Origin of the sequence: Halomonas sp. RT37, from assembly GCF_040070525.1 — a bacterium.
Lineage (GTDB): Bacteria > Pseudomonadota > Gammaproteobacteria > Pseudomonadales > Halomonadaceae > Halomonas > Halomonas litopenaei.
The window spans coordinates 1,668,652-1,688,417 of sequence record NZ_CP098827.1; the positions used below are offsets into that span (position 1 = coordinate 1,668,652).

Annotated in this window: 14 protein-coding genes; 12 read left to right on the forward strand and 2 right to left on the reverse strand. The window is 65.3% G+C overall.

Going from position 1 to position 19,766, the window contains the following annotated elements:
* The first annotated feature begins 39 nt into the window (after nt 1-39).
* From NFG58_RS07225 to NFG58_RS07245, 5 genes are all read left to right on the forward strand, one after another.
* The gene (locus NFG58_RS07225) at nt 40-297 is read left to right on the forward strand and encodes an acetyl-CoA carboxylase (RefSeq protein ID WP_045993215.1); all 258 of its coding nucleotides are present in this window, start codon (nt 40-42) and stop codon (nt 295-297) included.
* The gene (locus NFG58_RS07230; RefSeq protein WP_045993216.1) at nt 294-1,682 is read left to right on the forward strand and encodes an acetyl-CoA carboxylase biotin carboxylase subunit; all 1,389 of its coding nucleotides are present in this window, start codon (nt 294-296) and stop codon (nt 1,680-1,682) included. The genes NFG58_RS07225 and NFG58_RS07230 overlap by 4 nt, the downstream gene beginning before the upstream one ends.
* Nucleotides 1,679-2,593 (forward strand): allophanate hydrolase subunit 1, encoded by a 915-nt coding sequence (locus NFG58_RS07235; protein ID WP_348827872.1) that lies wholly within the window; start codon nt 1,679-1,681, stop codon nt 2,591-2,593. The genes NFG58_RS07230 and NFG58_RS07235 overlap by 4 nt, the downstream gene beginning before the upstream one ends.
* Nucleotides 2,583-3,587 (forward strand): biotin-dependent carboxyltransferase family protein, encoded by a 1,005-nt coding sequence (locus NFG58_RS07240; RefSeq protein WP_045993218.1) that lies wholly within the window; start codon nt 2,583-2,585, stop codon nt 3,585-3,587. Before NFG58_RS07235 ends, NFG58_RS07240 begins: the two co-directional genes overlap by 11 nt.
* A 208-nt stretch (nt 3,588-3,795) precedes the next feature.
* Nucleotides 3,796-5,130: an allantoin permease gene (locus NFG58_RS07245; protein WP_071211126.1), complete on the forward strand. Its 1,335-nt coding sequence runs from the start codon at nt 3,796-3,798 to the stop codon at nt 5,128-5,130.
* Between the two features lie 87 nt (nt 5,131-5,217).
* Here NFG58_RS07245 and NFG58_RS07250 read toward each other — a convergent pair whose 3' ends face one another.
* Both NFG58_RS07250 and NFG58_RS07255 read right to left on the reverse strand, forming a co-directional pair.
* On the reverse strand, nt 5,218-6,096 hold the full coding sequence (locus NFG58_RS07250) for a hypothetical protein (protein ID WP_348827873.1): 879 nt from the start codon (nt 6,094-6,096) through the stop codon (nt 5,218-5,220).
* Nucleotides 6,097-6,153: 57 nt separating this feature from the next.
* The gene (locus NFG58_RS07255) at nt 6,154-8,337 is read right to left on the reverse strand and encodes a prolyl oligopeptidase family serine peptidase (RefSeq protein WP_348827874.1); all 2,184 of its coding nucleotides are present in this window, start codon (nt 8,335-8,337) and stop codon (nt 6,154-6,156) included.
* 70 nt (nt 8,338-8,407) lie between these two features.
* On the opposite strand from NFG58_RS07255, the gene NFG58_RS07260 reads away from it, so the two are divergent.
* The 7 genes from NFG58_RS07260 to NFG58_RS07290 all read left to right on the forward strand — a co-directional run bounded on the left by NFG58_RS07260 (nt 8,408) and on the right by NFG58_RS07290 (nt 19,762).
* Nucleotides 8,408-8,860, forward strand: coding sequence for a hypothetical protein (locus NFG58_RS07260; RefSeq protein ID WP_045993220.1), 453 nt, complete (start codon nt 8,408-8,410; stop codon nt 8,858-8,860).
* A 165-nt stretch (nt 8,861-9,025) separates the two neighbouring features.
* The gene (locus tag NFG58_RS07265) at nt 9,026-10,840 is read left to right on the forward strand and encodes a vWA domain-containing protein (RefSeq protein WP_045993221.1); all 1,815 of its coding nucleotides are present in this window, start codon (nt 9,026-9,028) and stop codon (nt 10,838-10,840) included.
* Nucleotides 10,833-11,618 carry a class II glutamine amidotransferase gene (locus NFG58_RS07270; RefSeq protein ID WP_045993222.1) on the forward strand — a complete coding sequence of 262 codons (786 nt, stop codon included), beginning with the start codon at nt 10,833-10,835 and terminating at the stop codon, nt 11,616-11,618. Before NFG58_RS07265 ends, NFG58_RS07270 begins: the two co-directional genes overlap by 8 nt.
* A gap of 125 nt (nt 11,619-11,743) precedes the next feature.
* The gene (locus NFG58_RS07275; protein WP_348827875.1) at nt 11,744-13,432 is read left to right on the forward strand and encodes an AMP-binding protein; all 1,689 of its coding nucleotides are present in this window, start codon (nt 11,744-11,746) and stop codon (nt 13,430-13,432) included.
* Between the two features lie 207 nt (nt 13,433-13,639).
* The gene (hrpA, locus tag NFG58_RS07280) at nt 13,640-17,611 is read left to right on the forward strand and encodes an ATP-dependent RNA helicase HrpA (protein WP_348828120.1); all 3,972 of its coding nucleotides are present in this window, start codon (nt 13,640-13,642) and stop codon (nt 17,609-17,611) included.
* Between the two features lie 92 nt (nt 17,612-17,703).
* Nucleotides 17,704-18,831 carry a beta-ketoacyl-ACP synthase III gene (locus tag NFG58_RS07285; protein WP_348827876.1) on the forward strand — a complete coding sequence of 376 codons (1,128 nt, stop codon included), beginning with the start codon at nt 17,704-17,706 and terminating at the stop codon, nt 18,829-18,831.
* A 160-nt stretch (nt 18,832-18,991) separates the two neighbouring features.
* On the forward strand, nt 18,992-19,762 hold the full coding sequence (locus NFG58_RS07290; RefSeq protein ID WP_045993225.1) for a VacJ family lipoprotein: 771 nt from the start codon (nt 18,992-18,994) through the stop codon (nt 19,760-19,762).
* Nucleotides 19,763-19,766 lie beyond the last annotated feature (4 nt).

Sequence of the window (19,766 nt, forward strand, 5' to 3'; positions counted from 1 at the left end):
TTCAGCGCAAACCAATTCCAATGACAAGCGAGAGACCTCATGTCCCAGCAAACACAGCAAGCCCCCTTTCCCGGCGTCTTCTATCGCCGTCCCTCGCCCGAGGCCGAGGCCTTCGTGTCCCCGGGTGATAGCGTCCAGGCCGGCGACACCATCGGCCTGCTCGAAGTGATGAAGCAGTTCTGCGAACTCAAGGCCGAGGTGACAGGCCAGATCGCGTCCATCGAGGTGGATGACGGCGATGTGCTGGAAGCCGGTCAGGACATCCTGGTCATCGACGTTTCGGAGGGCGAGGCATGAATGCGACCCGTCTGTTGATCGTCAATCGCGGTGAGATCGCCGTGCGGGTGGTGCGCGCCGCCCGCGAACTCGGCCTGACCAGCATCGTCACCCACAGTGAGGCCGACGCCGACAGCCTGGCGGTCAAACTGGCCGATGAGGCGGTATGTATCGGCCCGGCCCAGGCCGCCAAGAGCTATCTGAACATCGAGGCGATCCTGGCGGCAGCCCGGGAAGTCGGTGCCGAGGCGGTCCATCCCGGCTACGGCTTCCTGTCGGAGAGCGCCGACTTCGCGCGCCGTGTGGTCGAGGCCGGCATGATCTTCGTCGGCCCCGACGCCGAATTGATCGAGCGCATGGGCAACAAGGCCGAGGCCAGGCGCACCGCTCTGGTCGCAGGTGTTCCGGTGGTGCCGGGGTCGCCGTCGGCGGTGGCCGACGTGGAGGAGGCGGTGAAGGTCGCACTCGAGGTCGGCTATCCACTGCTGATCAAGGCCGCCGCCGGCGGTGGCGGGCGCGGCATTCGCACCGCTGCCGACGAGGCGGAACTCCGCGCCCAGCTACCGCTGGCCCAGAGCGAGGCGCGAGCCGCCTTCGGCGATGACAGCGTCTATCTCGAGCGTTTTATCGAGCGTGCACGACATATCGAGGTGCAGATCCTGGCCGACGGTGAGCGTGCCGTGCATCTGTACGAGCGGGAGTGCTCGCTGCAGCGACGGCGTCAGAAGGTGTTCGAGGAAAGCCCATCGCCGGCGCTGGACGAGGCCGCCCGCGAGCGCCTCTGCGCCTCAGCGGTGGCGCTCGCCGAGCACGTCGGCTACAAGGCCGCCGGGACGCTTGAGTACCTGTACGACGATGACAGCGGTGAGTTCTTCTTTATCGAGATGAATACCCGCATCCAGGTGGAGCATCCGGTCACCGAGATGATCACCGGTGTCGATCTGGTGCGGGCGATGCTCAGGGTATGCCTGGGTGAGCCGCTGGGGGTGGCCCAGGACGATATCGCGATACGTGGCTGGGCCGTGGAGATGCGTATCAACGCGGAAGACCCGGACAATGGCTTCTTTCCGTCGCTGGGGCAGGTCGAGCGACTGACCTGGCCCACCGGCCCGGGGGTGCGCGTCGACAGCGCCCTGTACGAGGGCTACAGGATGCCGCCGTTCTATGACTCGCTGGTGGCCAAGCTGGTCGTCTGGGACGAGGATCGCGCCTCGGCGCTGGTCCGTGCCGGCCGTGCCCTCGACGAATTCACGCTGGAAGGCTTCACCACCACGGCGGGGTTGCACCGTCGGCTGGTCGAGGACCAGGCGGTACGTCGCGGCGACTTCCATACCGGCACCCTGGAGCACTGGCTGGGCACAGCATCGGCGGCGTCAGCGCCATCAGTACAGGAGAAAGCGTCATGAAGCCATCCACCCAGCGTGACCCCGGGCAGGCCAAGCCCGCACGCTACAGCGCCGCCGGAGACGAGTTCCTGTTCGTCGAGCTGTCCGAGGCGATGAACCTGGAAGCCTTCTTTCGCGGGGTGTCGATCACCAGTCGGCTTGCCGAGCGCGAGATCCCCGGGGTGACCGAGATCTGTCCCGCCAACGCCTCCTATCAGGTGCGCTACGATCCCGACCGGCTGCCGCTGTCACGCTTGATCGAGACTCTGGAGCAGATCGATGCCGAGGTGCTCGGCCAGCAGGTTCAGCGCCTGGAGACCCGGGTGGTGGAGGTGCCGGTGCTCTACAACGACCCCTGGACCCATGAGACGCTGATGCGCTTTCGCGATCGCCACCAGGACCCGTCAGGCACCGACCTGGAGTACGCCTCCAGGATCAACGGCTTTGCCAGCGTCGATGGCTTTATCGAGGCCCACAGCGCCAGTCCCTGGTTCGTGTCCATGGTGGGCTTCGTCGCCGGCCTGCCGTTCATGTACCAGATGGTGCCCCGTGAGCGCCAGATCGAGGTGCCCAAGTACGTGCGGCCTCGTACCGATACGCCCAAGCAGACCGTCGGCTATGGCGGCTGCTTCAGCTGCATCTACTCGGTGCGCGGCGCCGGGGGCTATCAGATGTTCGGGGTGACCCCCATGCCGATCTACGATCCCAGCGGCAGCCAGCCCCACATCGACGACTCGATGATCTATTTCCGCCCCGGTGACATCGTCAAGCATCGGCCCGTCGATCGCAGCGAGTACGACGCCATGGTGGCCGCTGCCGAGGCCGGGCGCTTCCGTCCGAAAACCGCGCCATTCGTGTTCGACCTGGATGAATATCGCGATGCACCCGAAGCCGTGGCCCGTCGCGTCGAGGAGGTGCTCAATGAGCATTGAAGTGATCAAGCCGGGGCTTGCGACCTCGGTCCAGGATGCTGGACGCGCCGGTCATTACCACCTGGGCATTCCGCCCTCTGGCGCCATGGACCAGTTCGCCATGCGCTCGGCCAACCTGCTGCTGGGCAACGCCGAGGACGCCGCGGTGCTCGAGTGCGCCCTGATGGGACCGGAGCTGCGCTTTACCCAGGCCTGCCGTATCGCCACCGGCGGCGCGGAAATGGTGCCGAAGATCGATGGCCAGCCCCATCCCAACTTCGAGGTGCTTGAGGTGCCCGCCGGCAGCGTGCTGAGTTTCGACTTTGTGCGCGCCGGGGCGCGGCTCTACCTGGCGGTGGAAGGCGGCATCGATGTGCCCGAGCGTCTGGGTAGCCGCAGCACCTACGCGCTCGGCGCCCTCGGTGGCTACGAGGGGCGTCCGCTCAAGGCTGGCGATGTGCTGCCCGTCGGTCAATCGAACGCCGCAACCCGCGCGGCAGTCGGTCGGCGTATTCCCGAGGCCTTTGTGCCGCGCTTTGCCAAGCACTATGAGTTGCGCGTTGTGCCCGGACTTTACGACCACCTGCTCGAGGAAGAGGCGAGGGAACGCTTCTATCAGGAGGACTGGAGCGTGGCATCGGAGGCCGATCGCATCGGCTATCGCTTCAAGGGCGGTACACCGCTTCGGTTCATCGAGCGAGAGCCGCCCTTCGGTGCCGGTGACGACCCGTCCAACATCGTCGATGCCTGCTATCCCATCGGTTCGATCCAGGTGCCCGCCGGCAGCGAGCCGATCATTCTCCACCGAGACGCCGTGTCCGGCGGTGGCTACGCCATGGTTGGCACGGTGATCAGCGCCGACATGGATCTGGTGGGCCAGATTCAGCCCCATCAGAAGGTGCGCTTCGTGGAGGTGTCCCTCGAACAGGCGCTGGAGGCGCGTAAGGCCTACGCCGAGCGCCTGGAGGCGCTGCGCATCGCCCTGGGCCAGGCCCAGGGTCAGGCGCTCGACTAGCCGGCTGAAAAGGATCGAAGGCAAGAGCCTGAGTGCTTCGATCCCGTCTCACTTATTCCCGCAATTGCCACTTTGCCCGGCGGAGCCAGATGTCTCCGCCCGGGCTCCCCTTGCCCGGAATGTCACTCGAGCCCTGTCACCGAGGTATGGGCTGGCTTTTCGGTCCAAGGGCTTCGTCCAACCACAACAACAGCACGAGGCAACAACCATGAACGACACGACATCCCGCGAGAAGGCTGGGCAAGGCGCCGGCGACTTCGCCGACCGCCCCATGCCCCTGGACCAACGCATGCCCAGGGGCAATCTGATGATGGCCTGGTGGGCGGTATGCAGCGCCATCTTCTACATGGTGGTGGCCGCCGCCATGGCCCGCAGTTACGGCACCACCAACGCGCTGATCGGGATCGCCCTGACGGTGGTCTGCTACGGCGTCATCAATGCGGTGATCAGCCGCTATGCGATACGTACCGGGCTGACCGTGGCGCTGTTTTCCCGGGTCCTGTTCGGCCATCTGGGAGCGATGATCGCGACCCTGATCTTTTTTGCCACGGCGCTCTACTACGCGGTATTCGAAGGCTATGTGATGGCGCTGGTGCTGTCCGAGTGGTCGCCCTCGCTCGGCATGGCCAGCGCTACCCTGATCGTGGTGGTGGTCGGAGTCTCGCTGATCTTCGGCAGCGTCCAGCACTGGCTCGACAAGTTCAACGGCGTGCTGCTGCCGGTGTACATCGTCGGCATGCTGATCGCCGTGGGCATGGCGATGGCCGAGTTCGGCTATCCCTCCGGCTGGCTCTCCCGGGTGCCCGAAGGAGGCGCCAGTCCCTTCGGCTGGCTGTCCACCTTTGCCTACTACATGGGGGTCTGGGTGCTGATGATGTTTACCTTCGACTACGCCCGCTTCGGTCGCGTCGAGGATAGCCGCTTCCATGCCCGCGTCACCTTCGGCATTCCCTTTTATCTGATGACCTTCGTGTTCAGCGGAGTGGTGGGGATCCTGCTCGACGCCTGCCTGCCTACCGACGGCCTGTCGGAGGCGTCCATCGTGTTGGGGCTGCTAGAGTTGATGGGGCTCGGCGGGCTGGCGCTGGTGTGGGTGACCCAGAGCCGCATCAATACCGCCAACTTCTACCTGGCGACGGTCAATCTCGAGGCCTTCGTCGGCAAGCTCACCGGCCTCAAACTCAACAAGATCCTGGCCGGCTGTCTGGTGGGCGGGCTTGCCTACCTGCTGATGCGGGCGGACGTGTTCAGCTACCTGCTGGCGGCCCTGGCCTATCAAGGCGTGTTCGTGGTGGCCTGGGTGGGGGTGGCACTGGCCCATATCCTGTCGCCGGATGGGCGTCTCGAGGTCGATCTGGACGCTGACATCAGCGCCTTCAACCCTGTGGGGCTGGCGGCCTGGGCCCTGGCGGCGATTGTCGGCATCGCGCTGATGCTGTCGCCGAGTCTGGCCGGAGCCTCGGCACCGCTGTCCTTTGTGGTGGCCTGGGGGATCTATGTCCTGGGGCGTGGTCTGGCCAGGCATGGAGCCACCGCCGCCTGACCGGCTAGATAGGGAAACGACAGCGCCGGGCCTCGTGAAGAGGCCCGGCGCCTTGTCGGCAAAGAGGGCTTCGCCGAGTGTTGGCGATCAATTGCCGCTGTGGCTAGCGTCCGTCTGCCGGTCGTCGCCGTCTTCTGTGCTTTCTCCTTCGTTGTCAGCCTGGGCGTCATCGCTACCTTGCGGTTCGGCGGCTGTAGCGGCGTCGCCGGGGTCGACCGCCGGCTCTGAGCGCTCGCTTTCCATCGCTTCTTCCATCTCGCCTTCCATGTCACCTTCGAGAGACCCCGACATGGCCCCCTCACCGGTGAACAGCGGACGGCCGTCATCGAGGCTGTTGAAGTCTTCGATCAGGACGGTGGCGTTCTCGGCCTCGCCTTCGTTGCCCTCGGCTTCGACGTAGCTGCTGCCGTCGAAGCGCAGGTGCAGGGCCTGTGCCGGCTGATCGGCGGCCAGGTGGCGCTTGACCACCAGGTCTCGCCAGCCCTCGTGAGATGCTTCGCCAAGCTGGATCGGAGGCTGGGTGGTGGGCTGGGCGCTGATGACGCGGTAGGCGTCGTCCTGGGCTTCGAGGATCAGGGTATCGCAACCACCGGTGCCGCAGACCATCGGGCCGACCACGTGGACCACGGCCTCGTCCTGACCATCGTCGTTCAGGTCACTCCAGCCGACCAGGTAGCGAATCTCGCCGAGCTGGGGATCAAAGTTGGCGCGCAGGGACTGCTCCAGTGCCTCGCGGCGATCCGCCGGGCTCATCTCCGAGATGTCGTCGCCTTGTTCGTCGCTGGTGTCGTCTTCACCGGCTGAGTCTGCGCTCTCGTTGCTGCCGCCACCATTACCGGAGGTGACGTTTTCGCTCTGCTGTGACGTGCCCTCGGACGTCTCGGACTCGTTGTCGTCGGAGCAGCCGACGAGGGAGGTGCCGAGCCATAGCGCAGCGGTGAGGGCGAGCATCGGTTTGGCGTTCATGAAATTCCTTATTCTGAAAGTGGCCGCTAAAGCGGCCAAGGGCGTCCAAAGGTGCGGTCAGGCCTGCGGGCTCTCGTCGGTGGAGCAGGGATGGGGCCTTGGTGATTCGACCGGAGAGTTGTCCATCAGGTCCGCATTCACCAGGTCTGCATCCAGCAAGTCCAGGGCCCAGAGCACGAAGGCATCCTGGCGTGCCCCTTCGCGCCAGGCCTTGAAACGACCCGAGGCGCCGCCGTGACCGGACGTCATGTCGGTCTTCAATAGGGTTGTCCGGTTGGACAGTGCCGCCTGCTCGGCGTTCGCCAGGCTCAGGCGTGCGTAGAGCTTGGCCGGCTCCCAGTAGGGCACACGGCTATCGTGCCAGCCACCCTGCAGGAATACCGGCGGCCAGGCCTCGGCATCGAGGTTGTCCAGCGGTGAATAGCTGCCGATGCGTCGGGCGTCGGCAGCGTGGCTGGGATTGCCCCATTCGGTGTACTCCGCCGTGGTCAGCGGCAGGTCCGGGTTTTCCATGGTACGCAGGACGTCCACAAAGGGCACGTCGAGTACCGCCGCGCAGAATGCCTGTGGCGCGCGATTGAGGCTGGCGCCCACCAGCAGACCGCCGGCGCTGGCGCCGTAGGCGACGATACGCTGGGGATTCGATACACCCGCGTCGACCAGGGCGTCACGTGCGGCCAGGAAGTCCTCGAAGCTGTTGGGCTTGTGCTCGAGCTTGCCGGCCAGGTACCAGGGTTCGCCGCGCTCACCGCCGCCTCGCACGTGGGCCACCGCGAAGGCCACTCCACGCTGGAGCAGTTCCAGTCGAGACACCGAGAACCAGGGATCCAGCGCCTCGCCGTAGGCTCCGTAGCCATACAGCAGCGTCGGCAGCGGCTGGTTCGCCAGGTCCTTGCGGCATACCACTGACACCGGCACCCGCTCGCCGTCGTGGGACTCGGCCCACAACCGTTGGCAGTGCAGGTCTTCCGGTGCCAGATCGCCGTGCAGAGGCTGCCGCTTGAGCAGTCGGCGCTCGCCGCTATCAAGATCCAGCGACCACCAGCTTGGCGGGGTGCAGAAGGATTCCTCGCGTAGGCGCAGTATCCGGTCGTCGAAGTGTGGGCTGTCGCCGAGCCCCAGGCTAAGCGGTGCGGGCGAGCAGGGCAGGGGGGCGTCGAGGGTGACGCTGTGGTTGCTGTCGAACTCGAGGCGACGCAGGCGCACCTGGGCCTCGAGGTGGTCGCGTTCGGCGATCACCAGGCCCCAGGCGTAGGCATCGACACCCTCCAGGGTGGTCTCCTGGCGATGGGGCACCAGTACTTGCCGCTGACCGGAGCGGTCTTCGTTCTCCACTTCCAGCTGAAAGTGCACCAGCCCTTCGTTGTGCAACACATAGAAGTGACCGGGACGATGATCCAGGGCGTACTCGACACCCGGGCGACGGGGCTGAAAGCAGTGCGGGGGAGTCGCTGGCGCGTGGGCCGGAACCAGATGGGTCTCGCTGGTGTCCTTGGAGGCCGACTCGATGGTCAGCCAGGCCCGCGATCGGGTCTTGCCCAGACCGATCCAGAACTCGGCGTCGTCCTCGCGCAGGACCAGCTCGTCGGTCTCGACCCTGGCGTCTGCGCTGGCCGCATCCAGCGACAGGCTGAGCCGCCAGGCGCTGTCGGGTCGCTGGGTGGCGTCGTAGCGGGTGAACAGCAGGGTCTGGCCGTCCTCGGCCCAGCACAGCTCAGGGCCGATGTCGTCCAGCAGTCGATGCTCGGCGCCATCGGGCAGGCGCTTGATGAACAGGCGATAGGTCTCGTCACCCTGGGTGTCCTCGGTCCAGGCCAGCCACTGCTCGTCCGGGGACAGCGCCATGTCACCGAGTTCGAGGAAGGTGTGCTCCTGCGCTCTGGCCTCGAGGTCGAAGAACACCTCGCGCGACTGCGGGGCATCGTTGGGATGGCGCCACCAGACCGGATAGTCGGCGTCGGCGGCGGTCTCGCTCCACAGGGTGAAGTGGTCCAGGCGACTGGGCAGCCCCTTGACGGCCAGCTCTCGCCGCGCCAGGTGGCCCTGGTAGAGTCGCTCGATCAAGGATTCCAGAGGGGCAAACCAGGTGTCGGCCTGGCGGTTGGCGGCCTCGAGAAAGTCACTCACGGCGGGATCGTCGCGATTCTCGAGCCAGTGCCAGGCGTTATCGTCCTGACGCGTGAAGTCCAGGGCGGGGCCCCGAGTTGCTGCGGCCGGTGCATTTGGCGGCTGTGCTTTCATGGTGCGAGATGTACCATACTCAAGAGAAATTTCATCTGTGCGCGGCGCGCACGTCAGGTTGGAGCATGCAATGTTGATTTCGGATTCCATGTCCACGCTGTGGTTGATCTATGGCGCATTGTCGCTGGTCGTACTGTTGGCTGGCTACCTTGGACTGGCTTTTTTACCGCGCCTGCCACGCCTGGTGCTGACCTGGGCAGTGGCCGGCGTGATGTGGATGCCGTCGATGTTCGAACTGCCGTTGATCGAGGAAGGCCAGGTCTACAGCGGTCAGGCGCCGGCCATCATGGTGGCAGCGGTCGCCTTCATGGACGGCAACAATGGCGTGCTGGTGCCGGCGGCCACGCGCGTCATCGTCGGCGCGGCGATCGGTGCGCTGTTCGGACTGGCACTGTGGTGGAGTGGCCGTCGTCGCCGTCTGCGCAAGGCCGAGGCCGCTGCAGCGGCGCGTGACCAGGACGCAGAGGCTCATGGGACGTCGCGTGAAGAAGGGCGGGAGCGTCAGGAGCCGGTGCTCGGCTAGAAACGGCTGGCGACGTCGCTCTGGCCACCGTGAACGGTGGACCATCGATGAACACGTCGAAGGGGGATGTAAAAGACGTCCACCGCCCACGGCCTGGAGATTCCGGGCAATTTCCAAGGAGGACACATGGCCAAGCGGGGCCAGCAACGCTGCGGGAAAGGGGTAATGATGGCGACAATCGTGGCGTTGTGCCTGTCGCCGCTGACGGCGCTTGCCCAGTCGGTGACTGGGCAAGCGGGCTCGGATGAGCCACCGGACGTTCGCGTCGTGGTGGACGTGTCCGGCAGCATGAAGACCAATGACCCCAATCGCCTGGCAGGCAGTGCGCTGGACATGCTGGTGGCGCTGTTGCCGAGTGGTGTCAGCGCCGGCATCTGGACCTTCGGCGAGTCGATCGACAATCCGTTGCCTCTGGGGCAGGTCGACGCCCAGTGGCGCGAGCGGGCCTTGGCGCTGCCGCCGGCGCTGGAACAGTATCAGCAGCATACCGATATCGAGGCGGCGCTGCGCACCGCGGCAGCAGCCGAGGGTGACGGCTGGCGCCACCTGGTGTTGCTGACCGACGGGGTGATCGACCTGTCGCCGGGCAGGGGTGCCAAGCCCGACGTGGACCTTGCCTCTCGCCAACGCCTGGTCGAGGCGATGGTGCCGGACCTGGCCAACCAGGGGGTGGCCATCCACGCCATCGCCTTTTCGCCAGGCGCCGACGTTGCCCTGGTCGAGCGACTGGCGCAGCGCACCGGGGGACTGGCGGCGGTGGTCGAGACACCGGACGCCCTGTTGGGCGCCTTTCTCGATATCGTCGAGCGCATCTTCCCGGTGGATCAGGTGCCGCTTGAGGACCGCCGTTTCACCGTCGATGCCGGCGTCGACGATTTTTCCGCGTTGATCTTCCATGACCCCGGCCAGGGAGAGGTGACCCTGGTGGCGCCGGACGGCACCCGTTACACCCGCGACACCGCACCCGCAGAGGTGCGCTGGCAGCGGGAACCACGCTTCGACCTGATCCGCGTACCCGACCCCGCCCAGGGGGAGTGGCGGATCGAGGGTCCTCTGGCGGCGGACTCGCGGATTACCGTCAACAGCGATCGCCACCTGGTGACGGAGGCGCTGCCCGCGACGCTGTATTCCGGCTTCGAGGTGCCGTTGGCGGTGCGTGTCGAAAGTGACGGCGAGGTGACGGTGCCCGAGGGGCTCAAGGTGACGGCGGAGCTGTCCGGCGAGGCGGTGGACGGCCTGCAGATCCTGGCGCTTGGCAACGATGATGGCGTGTTTCGCGGGCGGCTGCCGTCGCCGTCGGGCACCGGCGCGGCTGAGCTGGTGATCACCGCCGAGGGCGAGGACTTCCATCGCCGACGGGTGCAGGCGGTCAATGTGCTGCCGGCCGTCGGCGCGGCACTGGACGAATCCGGGCGTCGGGTGACGCTGGTGGCCGAACATCCGCGCCTTGGCCACGACAACACCCGCTTCGAGGCCGATCTGCTGGGCCAGTCGCTGGAGGTGGCCCCGGCAGACGCCAGGCGCTGGAGCCTGGAAATTCCGCCCCAGGAGGATGAGGTCAGCCGTCCGCTGCGGATCTCGGCGGTGGCGACGATCGACGGCAACGAGACCCGCTGGAACCTGCCGCCGCTGTGGATCAATCGCGATGGCGAGGTGGCCCTGGATCGGGCGCTGGCAGGCCCCACCCTGTCCGGTGAACGCTTCGCCGAAGCCAGTGAGCGACAGGCCGAGGAGGAGGCTGGCGAGGCGCTGGCCGACCAGTTTGTGGCGTTGGTGAATGAAGGCCCCGAGCGGCTGGTGCAGTGGTGGCGCGAGGGAAGGCCTGGTCTTGAGCCCGCCCTCGAGCGTGCTCGACATGATCCGCGCAGCTGGCTGGTAGCCGCTATCCTGGCGGTGGTGGTGATCGCCTGGCTGTTGTGGCGTCGCCGGCGCACTCGCCTGGCTGCGGCCGGGTCAACAAGAGAGGAACCCCATGTGTGAGCTTCTGGGCATGAGTGCCAATGTGCCCACGGATATCTGTTTCAGCTTTACCGGCTTTCTGCATCGTGGCGGCGGCACCGGCCCCCACCGTGACGGCTGGGGCATCGCTTTTTACGAAGAGGGGGGCTATCGCGAATTTCGCGACCCTCATCCTTCGGTGCACTCGCGAATCGCCCGGCTGATCTGCGAATACCCGATCAAGTCGAATATCGTCATCAGCCATATCCGCCAGGCCAATGTGGGCGGAGTGAAACTGGCCAATACCCATCCGTTCGTGCGCGAGATGTGGGGGCAGCCCTGGTGCTATGCCCACAACGGCCAGTTGTCCGGCTGGGAGACGCTGGAACTCGCCAGCTATCGACCGGTGGGGTCCACCGACAGCGAGCACGCCTTCTGCCACCTGCTGGGTGAGCTCAGGCGGCGCTATCCAGACCCGCCGGAGGACCGTCGCGGTCTGTGGTCGTCACTGCACGAGCTGTGCGAGAAGCTCAGAGGTCTGGGCGTCTTCAACCTGCTGCTGGCCGACGGCGAGTACCTGTACACCTATTGTTCCACCAAGCTCGCCCATATCACCCGCCGCGCGCCCTTTGGCGAGGCCAACCTGTCGGACGCCGAGATGGTGGTCAACTTTGTCGAGCACACCACCCCCGACGATGTGGTCTCGGTGCTGGCCACCGAACCGCTCACCGACAACGAAGAGTGGGTGCGCATGCAGCCGGGTGAGCTGCTGGTGTGGCGGGAAGGCGAGATCGTGGCCCGTTATCTAAGCGATGAATAGCGGGTTTTAAACGAAAGTTTGAATCAGGCGTATTACAGTCGCTGCGGGACTGGGCTATGGTAGCCAGTGTCGACACCACAATTTGATAATAAGAGGGGACCTGGTCCCCCGAATGGAGAACGCCCATGAGTGAGAACGCCGCTGCATCGATCGTTCGGGGGGAGGCCCTGGAAGGGCTCGATGACTATCATTCGGTGATGGATATCTTCCACCGCTCCGTCAAGCGCTACGACGAAAAGGTGGCCTTCTCGTGCATGGGCAAGTCCCTGACCTACGCCGAGCTTGACCGGCTGTCCGGTGATTTCGCCGCCTGGCTGCAGCACGAGACCAACCTTGAGCCCGGTGATCGGGTGGCGATCCAGTTGCCGAATCTGCTGCAGTTCCCGGTAGCGGTGTTCGGTGCCATTCGCGCCGGCATGGTGGTGGTCAACACCAATCCGCTGTACACCGAGCGCGAGATGACCCACCAGTTCAAGGATTCCGGCGCCAAGGCGATCCTGATCCTGGCCAACATGGCAGACAAGCTCGAGCGGGTGCTGGACAAGACCGACATCGAGCATGTGGTGATCACCGAGATCGGTGATCTGCACGACTTCCCCAAACGACCGCTGATCAACTTTGTGGTCAAGTACGTCAAGAAGATGGTGCCGCGCTACTCGATCCCCAAGGCGGTCGGGTTGCGTCAGGCGCTCAAGCAAGGCGCCTCCCTCGAGCACCGTGAGGTAGAACGCGAACTCGACGATATCGCCGCGCTGCAGTACACCGGGGGGACCACCGGGCTTGCCAAGGGCACCATGCTGACCCACCGCAATCTGGTGGCCAACATGCTTCAGGCCAAGCAGATCATCGGGGGTGGCTTGAGCGAGGGTAGTGAGGTGGTGGTCGCGCCGCTGCCGGTCTATCACATCTATACCTTTACGGTGAACTGCCTGTTCATGCTGGAAGGCGGCAACCATTCGCTGCTGATCACCAATCCGCGGGACCTCGATACCTTTATCAAGGAGCTCTCGAAGACGCGTTTCACCGGCTTCGTCGGGCTCAATACGCTGTTCAATGCGCTATGCAATCGTGACGACTTCAAGGCGCTGGACTTCTCCCACCTGCACCTGACCATCTCCGGTGGCATGGCGCTGACCAAGGCCGCGGCCAAGCGTTGGGAAGAGGTGACAGGCTGCCCCATCGCCGAGGGTTACGGCCTGACCGAGACCTCGCCGATCGTCAGCTTCAACCCGGTGGAGGCGATACAGCTGGGCACCATCGGCCGCCCCGTCGCCGGCACCGAGCTCAAGCTGTGCAACCCTGACGGTGGCGACCCCGAGCCGGGCGAGCCGGGCGAGCTGTGCGTGCGCGGCCCCCAGGTGATGAAGGGATACTGGAACCGCGATGACGAGACGGCCAAGGTCATCGATGCCGATGGCTTCTTCCACACCGGTGACATCGCGGTCATCCAGGACGATGGCTACGTGCGTATCGTCGATCGCAAGAAGGACATGATTCTGGTGTCCGGCTTCAACGTCTATCCCAACGAGATCGAGGACGTGGTCGCGGCCCACCCCAAGGTGGTCGAGTCCTGCGCCGTCGGGGTGCCCGACGATACCAGCGGCGAAGTCATCAAGCTGTTCGTGGTGGCCAAGGACAGCTCCTTGACCAGTGACGAGCTGCGCGCCTGGTGCAAGCAGGAGTTGGCCGGCTACAAGGTGCCCAAGCTGGTGGAGTTTCGTGACGAACTGCCCAAGACCAACGTCGGCAAGGTGCTCCGGCGCCAGTTGCGTGACGAAGGCAGCACCGAAACCGGGACCGGCACCGACGGCTGACGCCCGCCGACAAGGTCCGGGGAAGGGCAGGGGCCGGCGATTGGCCCTTGCCTTGGCTGCGGCGTTACAATAGCGCCCTTTGCGTTGCGGGAGCCTTCCCGCCCCGCGTCCGTGCGACGCGGCGCCCATGATCCACCCGGAGCCTTCGACCCCAACGTGAGTAGTTCTACGCCCACCGCCCAGCAAAACGCCGACGACGCCTCTCGCCTGAAGTTTCTGACCGAAGGACTGGAACAGGTGATGCTTCGCGATCGCCCGACGCTGGCCAAGCGTCTGGCCGGTCTCGAGCGTCGTCGACGCGACGGCAAGCCCATCGACCGGGGACTCAAGGAGGTCGAGCACCACTGGCAGCGCTCTCGTCAGACCCTGGCCTCGCGCCAGGCGCGCCCGGTCACGCTCGACTATCCCGAGCAGCTCCCGGTGGCGGCGCGGCGAGCCGATATTATCAAGGCACTGGAGTCCCATCAGGTGGTGGTGGTGGCCGGCGAAACCGGCTCCGGCAAGACCACCCAGTTGCCCAAGCTGTGTCTGGAGCTGGGGCTTGGCCGTCGCGGGCTGATTGGCCACACCCAGCCGCGGCGCCTGGCGGCACGCTCGGTGGCGACCCGTCTGGCAGAAGAACTGCAGGTGCCGCTGGGCGAGCAGGTGGGTTATCAGGTCCGCTTCACCGACCAGACCAACGACGACACCCTGGTCAAGCTGATGACCGACGGCATCCTGCTGGCGGAAACCCGCCAGGATCCGGACCTGCGCCGCTATGACACCCTGATCATCGACGAGGCCCACGAACGCAGCCTCAATATCGATTTCCTGCTCGGTTACCTCAAGCGCCTGCTCGACCGCCGCCCCGACCTCAAGGTCATCATCACCTCCGCTACCATCGATGTGGAGCGCTTCAGTCAGCACTTTGCCAGCCGAGACCAGGACGGCGTCGTGCGTCCTGCTCCGGTGGTGGAGGTCTCGGGTCGTACCTACCCGGTGGAGGTGCGCTATCGGCCGCTGATTCGCGACGAAGATGACGAGGAAGACCGCACCCTCAGCGAGGGTATCCTTCACGCGGTGGAGGAAATCGAGACCATCGAGCGCGAAAAGCGCTGGTTCCATGGTCCCCGCGATATCCTGGTGTTTCTGCCCGGTGAGCGTGAGATCCGCGAGACCGCCGACGTACTCCGGCGTGCCGATCTCAAGAGCACAGAGATACTGCCGCTCTACGCCAGGCTTTCTAACGCCGAGCAGAACCGCGTGTTTGCCCCCCACAGCGGGCGGCGCATCGTGCTCGCCACCAACGTGGCCGAGACCTCGCTGACGGTGCCGGGTATCCGCTACGTGATCGACCCGGGGCTGGTGCGCATCAGTCGCTACAGCTATCGCGCCAAGATTCAGCGCCTGCCGGTGGAGGCGGTCAGCCAGGCCAGCGCCAATCAGCGCAAGGGCCGCTGCGGCCGGGTGGCGGAAGGCGTGTGCATCCGTCTGTATGACGAAGACGACTTCCTGGCGCGCCCTGAGTTTACCGATCCGGAGATCCGGCGCACCAACCTGGCCTCGGTGATCCTGTCGATGCTGTCGCTGAAACTGGGCGACATCCAGGACTTTCCCTTCGTTGATCCACCCGACTCGCGCTTTGTCACCGATGGCTTCAAGTTGCTCTATGAGCTGGGTGCGGTCGACGACAACAGTCGCCTGACGACACTGGGGAGACGGCTGGCGCGACTACCCATCGATCCGCGCCTGGCCCGCATGGTGCTGGCCGGGGTCGAGCAGCAGAGCCTGCGCGAGGTGCTGATCGTGGTCTCGGCGCTGGCGGTGCAGGACCCGCGTGATCGACCCTCCGACAAACGCGAAGCCGCCGATCAGGCCCACCGCCGCTGGCAGGATCCGGATTCCGACTTCGTGGCCCTGCTCAATCTGTGGCACGGCTTCGAAGCCGCCCGAGAGGAACTCTCGGGCAACCGGCTGCGTCGCTGGTGTCGCGATAATTTCCTGAATTACCTGCGCCTGCGCGAGTGGCACGATACCTTCCGCCAGTTGCGTCAGCTGCTCAAGGACATGGATATCCAGGTGCCGTCGGCCAGGCCCGCCATCGCCGCCGAAGGTGAAGATGACGACGGTCAGGCCAAGGAGCGAAAGCGTCAGCAGACGGTGGCCATGCACAAGGCGCTGTTGACCGGCCTGCTGAGTCATCTGGGCACCCTGACCGAGAACCGCGAGTACCTGGGGGCGCGCAATCGCAAGTTCATGATTCATCCGGCATCGGGGCTTTCGAAGAAGTCTCCGAAGTGGGTGATGGCGATGGAGCTGGTCGAGACCTCGAAGCTGTTCGCGCGCAGCGTGGCCAAGGTTGAGCCACAGTGGATCGAGCCTCTGGCGGGCCATCTGGTCAAGCGCAGCTACAGCGAGCCCCATTGGGAGATGAAGCGGGCACAGGTGGTGGCCTTCGAACAGGTCACCCTGTTCGGGCTGCCGATCGTGGCCCGGCGCAAGGTCCACTATGGCCCCATCGCCCCGGTCGAAAGCCGTGAGCTGTTTATCCGCCGGGCGCTGGTGGAAGGCGAGTTTCGCACCAAGGGCGAGTTCTTCGCCCACAACCGGGCACTGATCGACGAGGTCGAGGACCTCGAGGATCGCGCACGGCGGCGCGACATTCTGGTGGACGAGGAGCAGCTGTTCGACTTCTACGACGCTCGCCTGCCTGAGGATATCGTCAACGGCAAGGGCTTCGAAGCCTGGCGGCGCAAGGCCGAGCGCAGTGACCCTGAGCTGCTCAAGTTCGACCGTCAGGCGCTGCTGGCACGGGAGGCGGATGACGTCACCGGTGACGCCTATCCTGACGAGCTGTCGATCGACGGTGTGCGCTATCCGCTGGCTTATCACTTCGCGCCGGGGGCCGAGGATGACGGTGTGACCATGACGGTGCCGGCGGCGATGCTGTCTCAGCTGTCGTCGTCTCGTCTCGAGTGGCTGGTGCCGGGATTGCTCCGGGACAAGTGCATCGCCCTGTTGAAGTCGCTGCCCAAGTCGATACGCCGACAGGTGGTGCCGATACCCGACTGGGTCGACGCAGCGCTGGAGGCACTGGTGCCCGGGGACGGCAGCCTGACCGAGGCGCTCGGTGAATTTCTGCGGGTCAAGACCGGGCTGCGCCTGTCGCCGGACGACTGGCGCCTCGATCAGCTCGAGCCCCATCTGGTGATGAACCTCAAGGTGGTCGACCACAGCGGCAAGGTGCTGGGCCAGGGCCGTGACCTGCGGGCGCTGGAGCGGCGCTTCGAGGCTGCCGCCAGTCAGGGTGCCCGGGCGCTGGCCAAGAGCGTGGAGAGCCAGTCCGAGCTGTCGGGCTTCCCCGAGCAGGCATTGCCGGAGTCGCGGGTGACCTCCCAGGCCGGGATTCGTGTCGAGGCTTTCCCGGCGCTGGTGCCTTCGTCGAGCGGGCTCACTCTCGAGCTGTTCGATCATCCGGCCAAGGCCCATGAAGCGCATCGCCGCGGGGTGGTCAAGGCGGCGATGGAACGCCTGCCAGATCAAGTGAAGGCCATCGAGCGTACCCAGGGACTGTCGACCTGTGCTCTATTGTTCGCCAAGGTAGGCAGCAAGCGTGCACTGACCGAAGATGTGGTGACGGCCGTCTTCCGGCAGGTCGTGGCGGTGGACCCGCTGGCGCGAAGTGCCGAGGCCCTGGAACAACGCATTCAGGCGGTTCGCCAGGATATCGTTCCCCATGCCGACAAGCTGGTGGCGGTGCTCAAGCCGGCACTGGAAGGCCACCTGGCGGTGACAAAGGCGTTGAAGGGTAACCTGAGCCTGTCGCTGGCGCTGGTATACAGTGACCTCAAGGCACAGATGCAGCGGCTGGTGTACCCGGGGTTCGTGACCGACGCCGGTGCCTGGCTCGAGGCTTATCCGCGCTACATGGAGGCCGCCCAGGTGCGCCTGGAGAAGGCCCCGCGCGAGCGCATGCGCGACCAGATGCTGATGCAGACGGTGCAGGACTTCGAGACGCGCCTCGAGACGCGTCGACAGGCCGAGCACCGAGGCGGCGTCGAAGATCCATCGCTGGTGGAGTTTCGCTGGTGGATCGAGGAGTTGCGGGTATCGCTGTTTGCGCAGCAGCTGGGTACCGCCATGCCGGTATCGGAGAAGCGCCTGGAGAAACGCTGGGCGGAATTGACCGGGCGGGGGTAAGGCCCCCGCGCCAAAGATGACGAAAGTGAGTGGCCGCCCCGGGCGGTCGCGATCGACCGGCGGCACCGAGGTGCCGCATGAAGGAGAAGGGCATGACCCCAGCGAAGGTGCTTATTACCGGCAGCGGCCTGTATACCCCGGCCAACGCCATCGACAACGACGCCCTGGTGGCGTCGTACAACGCCTGGGTGGATGCCGAGAATGCCCGCCACCGCGAGGCGATCGAGGCCGGGGAACGTGACGCCCTGGCGCATTCCAGCAGTGAATTCATCGTCAAGGCCTCGGGTATCCACAGCCGCTACGTGCTGGACGCCGAGGGTATCCTTGATCCTGAGCGCATGCGCCCGAAGCTCGACGAGCGCGACAACGACAGCCCCGGCATCCAGTGCGAGATGGCGCTGGCCGCCTCGCACGAGGCGCTGGCCGCAGCCGGGGTCGAGGCCGCCGACATCGACCTGGTGATCGTGGCCTGCTCGAACCTGGAGCGCCCCTATCCGGCGGTGGCGGTGGAGTTGCAGCGTGCGCTGGGCACCGTGGGCTACGCCTTCGACATGAACGTGGCCTGTTCCTCGGCCACCTTCGCCATCGACAACGCCGCCAATGCCATCCGCTCTGGCGGCGTGCGCCGCGCCCTGGTGGTCAACCCCGAGGTGTGTTCGGCACACCTGAACTTCCGCGACCGTGACAGCCACTTCATCTTTGGCGACGCCTGTACCGCCCTGGTGCTGGAAAGCGACCAGGTGGCGACAGCCGAGACACGGTTCGAGGTGCTCGGGACCCGACTGGTGACGCAGTTTTCCAACGCCATTCGCAATAATGCGGGCTTTCTCAACCGCGTCACCGACGCCGACCCCCAGGCAGCCGACAAGCTGTTCGTGCAGGAAGGCCGCAGGGTCTTCAAGGAAGTCTGCCCGATGGTGGCACAGTTGATCCGTGACCACCTGGAGAGCCTGGATATCGCGCCTGGTACGCTGTCGCGGTTATGGCTGCATCAGGCCAATCGACACATGAACGATCTTATCGCACGACGGGTGCTGGGCCAGGAGCCTGCTCCGGATCAAGCGCCGATTATTCTTGACCGTTACGCTAATACAAGTTCTGCCGGTTCGATCATCGCGTTCCATCTGCATCATCAAGACCTGGAACCGGGCGCTACCGGGGTGGTGTGTTCCTTCGGCGCGGGCTACAGTGCGGGCTGCGTGGTGATTCGCAGGGACTGAGGCCGACCCTCCGGGGAACCGACCGCTGACTCGTCGGCGGAACCAGACGACTGCCGTACGCAGAGGCGTCGTCGCTGACGCTACCCGGAGTCCAACCCCGGACAACAGCGCCGATAGATTGACGATCGTGACAAGGACAGGCAAGGGAGGCAGTCGAACGATGAACGCGAACTACAGCGGTGCCCTGGGCAAGGGCATGCAGAGGGGTGTCCTGGTCATGGCCGTCGCCCTGGCGGCAAGTGGCTGCGCCAGCAGCGGCGTATCCAGCGAGCCCAATCCAGCGGACCCCTGGGAGGGCTTCAATCGCAGGGTCTTCGCCTTCAACGATGTGCTGGATCGCTATGCACTCAAGCCTGCCGCCCAGGGTTATCGCTACGTGACCCCGGACCCGCTCGAGCGCGGCGTCAGCAACTTCTTCGACAACCTCGGCGAAGTGCGCACGGTGTTCAACAGCCTGTTGCAAGGCAAGGGTGCCAATGCGGGCAACTCGAGCATGCGCTTTTTGATGAACACCACCTTCGGTCTGGGTGGTCTTCTGGATCCGGCGACCCACGCCGGCTTTATCGCCGACGAGGAAGACTTTGGCCAGACCCTGGCTGCCTGGGGTGTGGGCGAGGGGCCCTTCGTGGTGCTGCCGTTCCTCGGCCCCAGCACAGTGCGTGACACCAGCGCCTTGCCGGTCGACTGGTACACCTACCCGCTGACCTACGTCGAGGACGACACCGTGCGCTACTCGCTGCGTGGTCTCGAGCTGCTCGACGCGCGTGCCAGCCTTCTCGATCAGGAGGATCTGATTCGCGGTGATCGCTACAGCTTCATTCGTGACGCCTGGCTACAGCGTCGTCGTTTCGAGGTCACCGATGGTGAGCTTGGTGACGACAGCTTTATCGACGATGGCTTTGACTACGACGAAGATGCCTTCGCCGAGTAAGGTG

Bases quoted from the DNA above. Each gene is read 5' to 3' on its own strand.
- NFG58_RS07230 (WP_045993216.1), top strand. From the start codon at position 294: ATGAATGCGACCCGTCTGTTGATCGTCAATCGCGGTGAGATCGCCGTG.
- NFG58_RS07285 (WP_348827876.1), top strand. From the start codon at position 17,704: ATGACCCCAGCGAAGGTGCTTATTACCGGCAGCGGCCTGTATACCCCG.
- NFG58_RS07240 (WP_045993218.1), top strand. From the start codon at position 2,583: ATGAGCATTGAAGTGATCAAGCCGGGGCTTGCGACCTCGGTCCAGGAT.
- NFG58_RS07255 (WP_348827874.1), bottom strand. From the start codon at position 8,337: ATGAAAGCACAGCCGCCAAATGCACCGGCCGCAGCAACTCGGGGCCCC.
- NFG58_RS07235 (WP_348827872.1), top strand. From the start codon at position 1,679: ATGAAGCCATCCACCCAGCGTGACCCCGGGCAGGCCAAGCCCGCACGC.
- NFG58_RS07260 (WP_045993220.1), top strand. From the start codon at position 8,408: ATGTTGATTTCGGATTCCATGTCCACGCTGTGGTTGATCTATGGCGCA.
- NFG58_RS07245 (WP_071211126.1), top strand. From the start codon at position 3,796: ATGAACGACACGACATCCCGCGAGAAGGCTGGGCAAGGCGCCGGCGAC.
- NFG58_RS07225 (WP_045993215.1), top strand. From the start codon at position 40: ATGTCCCAGCAAACACAGCAAGCCCCCTTTCCCGGCGTCTTCTATCGC.
- NFG58_RS07265 (WP_045993221.1), top strand. From the start codon at position 9,026: ATGATGGCGACAATCGTGGCGTTGTGCCTGTCGCCGCTGACGGCGCTT.
- NFG58_RS07275 (WP_348827875.1), top strand. From the start codon at position 11,744: ATGAGTGAGAACGCCGCTGCATCGATCGTTCGGGGGGAGGCCCTGGAA.
- NFG58_RS07250 (WP_348827873.1), bottom strand. From the start codon at position 6,096: ATGAACGCCAAACCGATGCTCGCCCTCACCGCTGCGCTATGGCTCGGC.
- NFG58_RS07290 (WP_045993225.1), top strand. From the start codon at position 18,992: ATGAACGCGAACTACAGCGGTGCCCTGGGCAAGGGCATGCAGAGGGGT.
- NFG58_RS07270 (WP_045993222.1), top strand. From the start codon at position 10,833: ATGTGTGAGCTTCTGGGCATGAGTGCCAATGTGCCCACGGATATCTGT.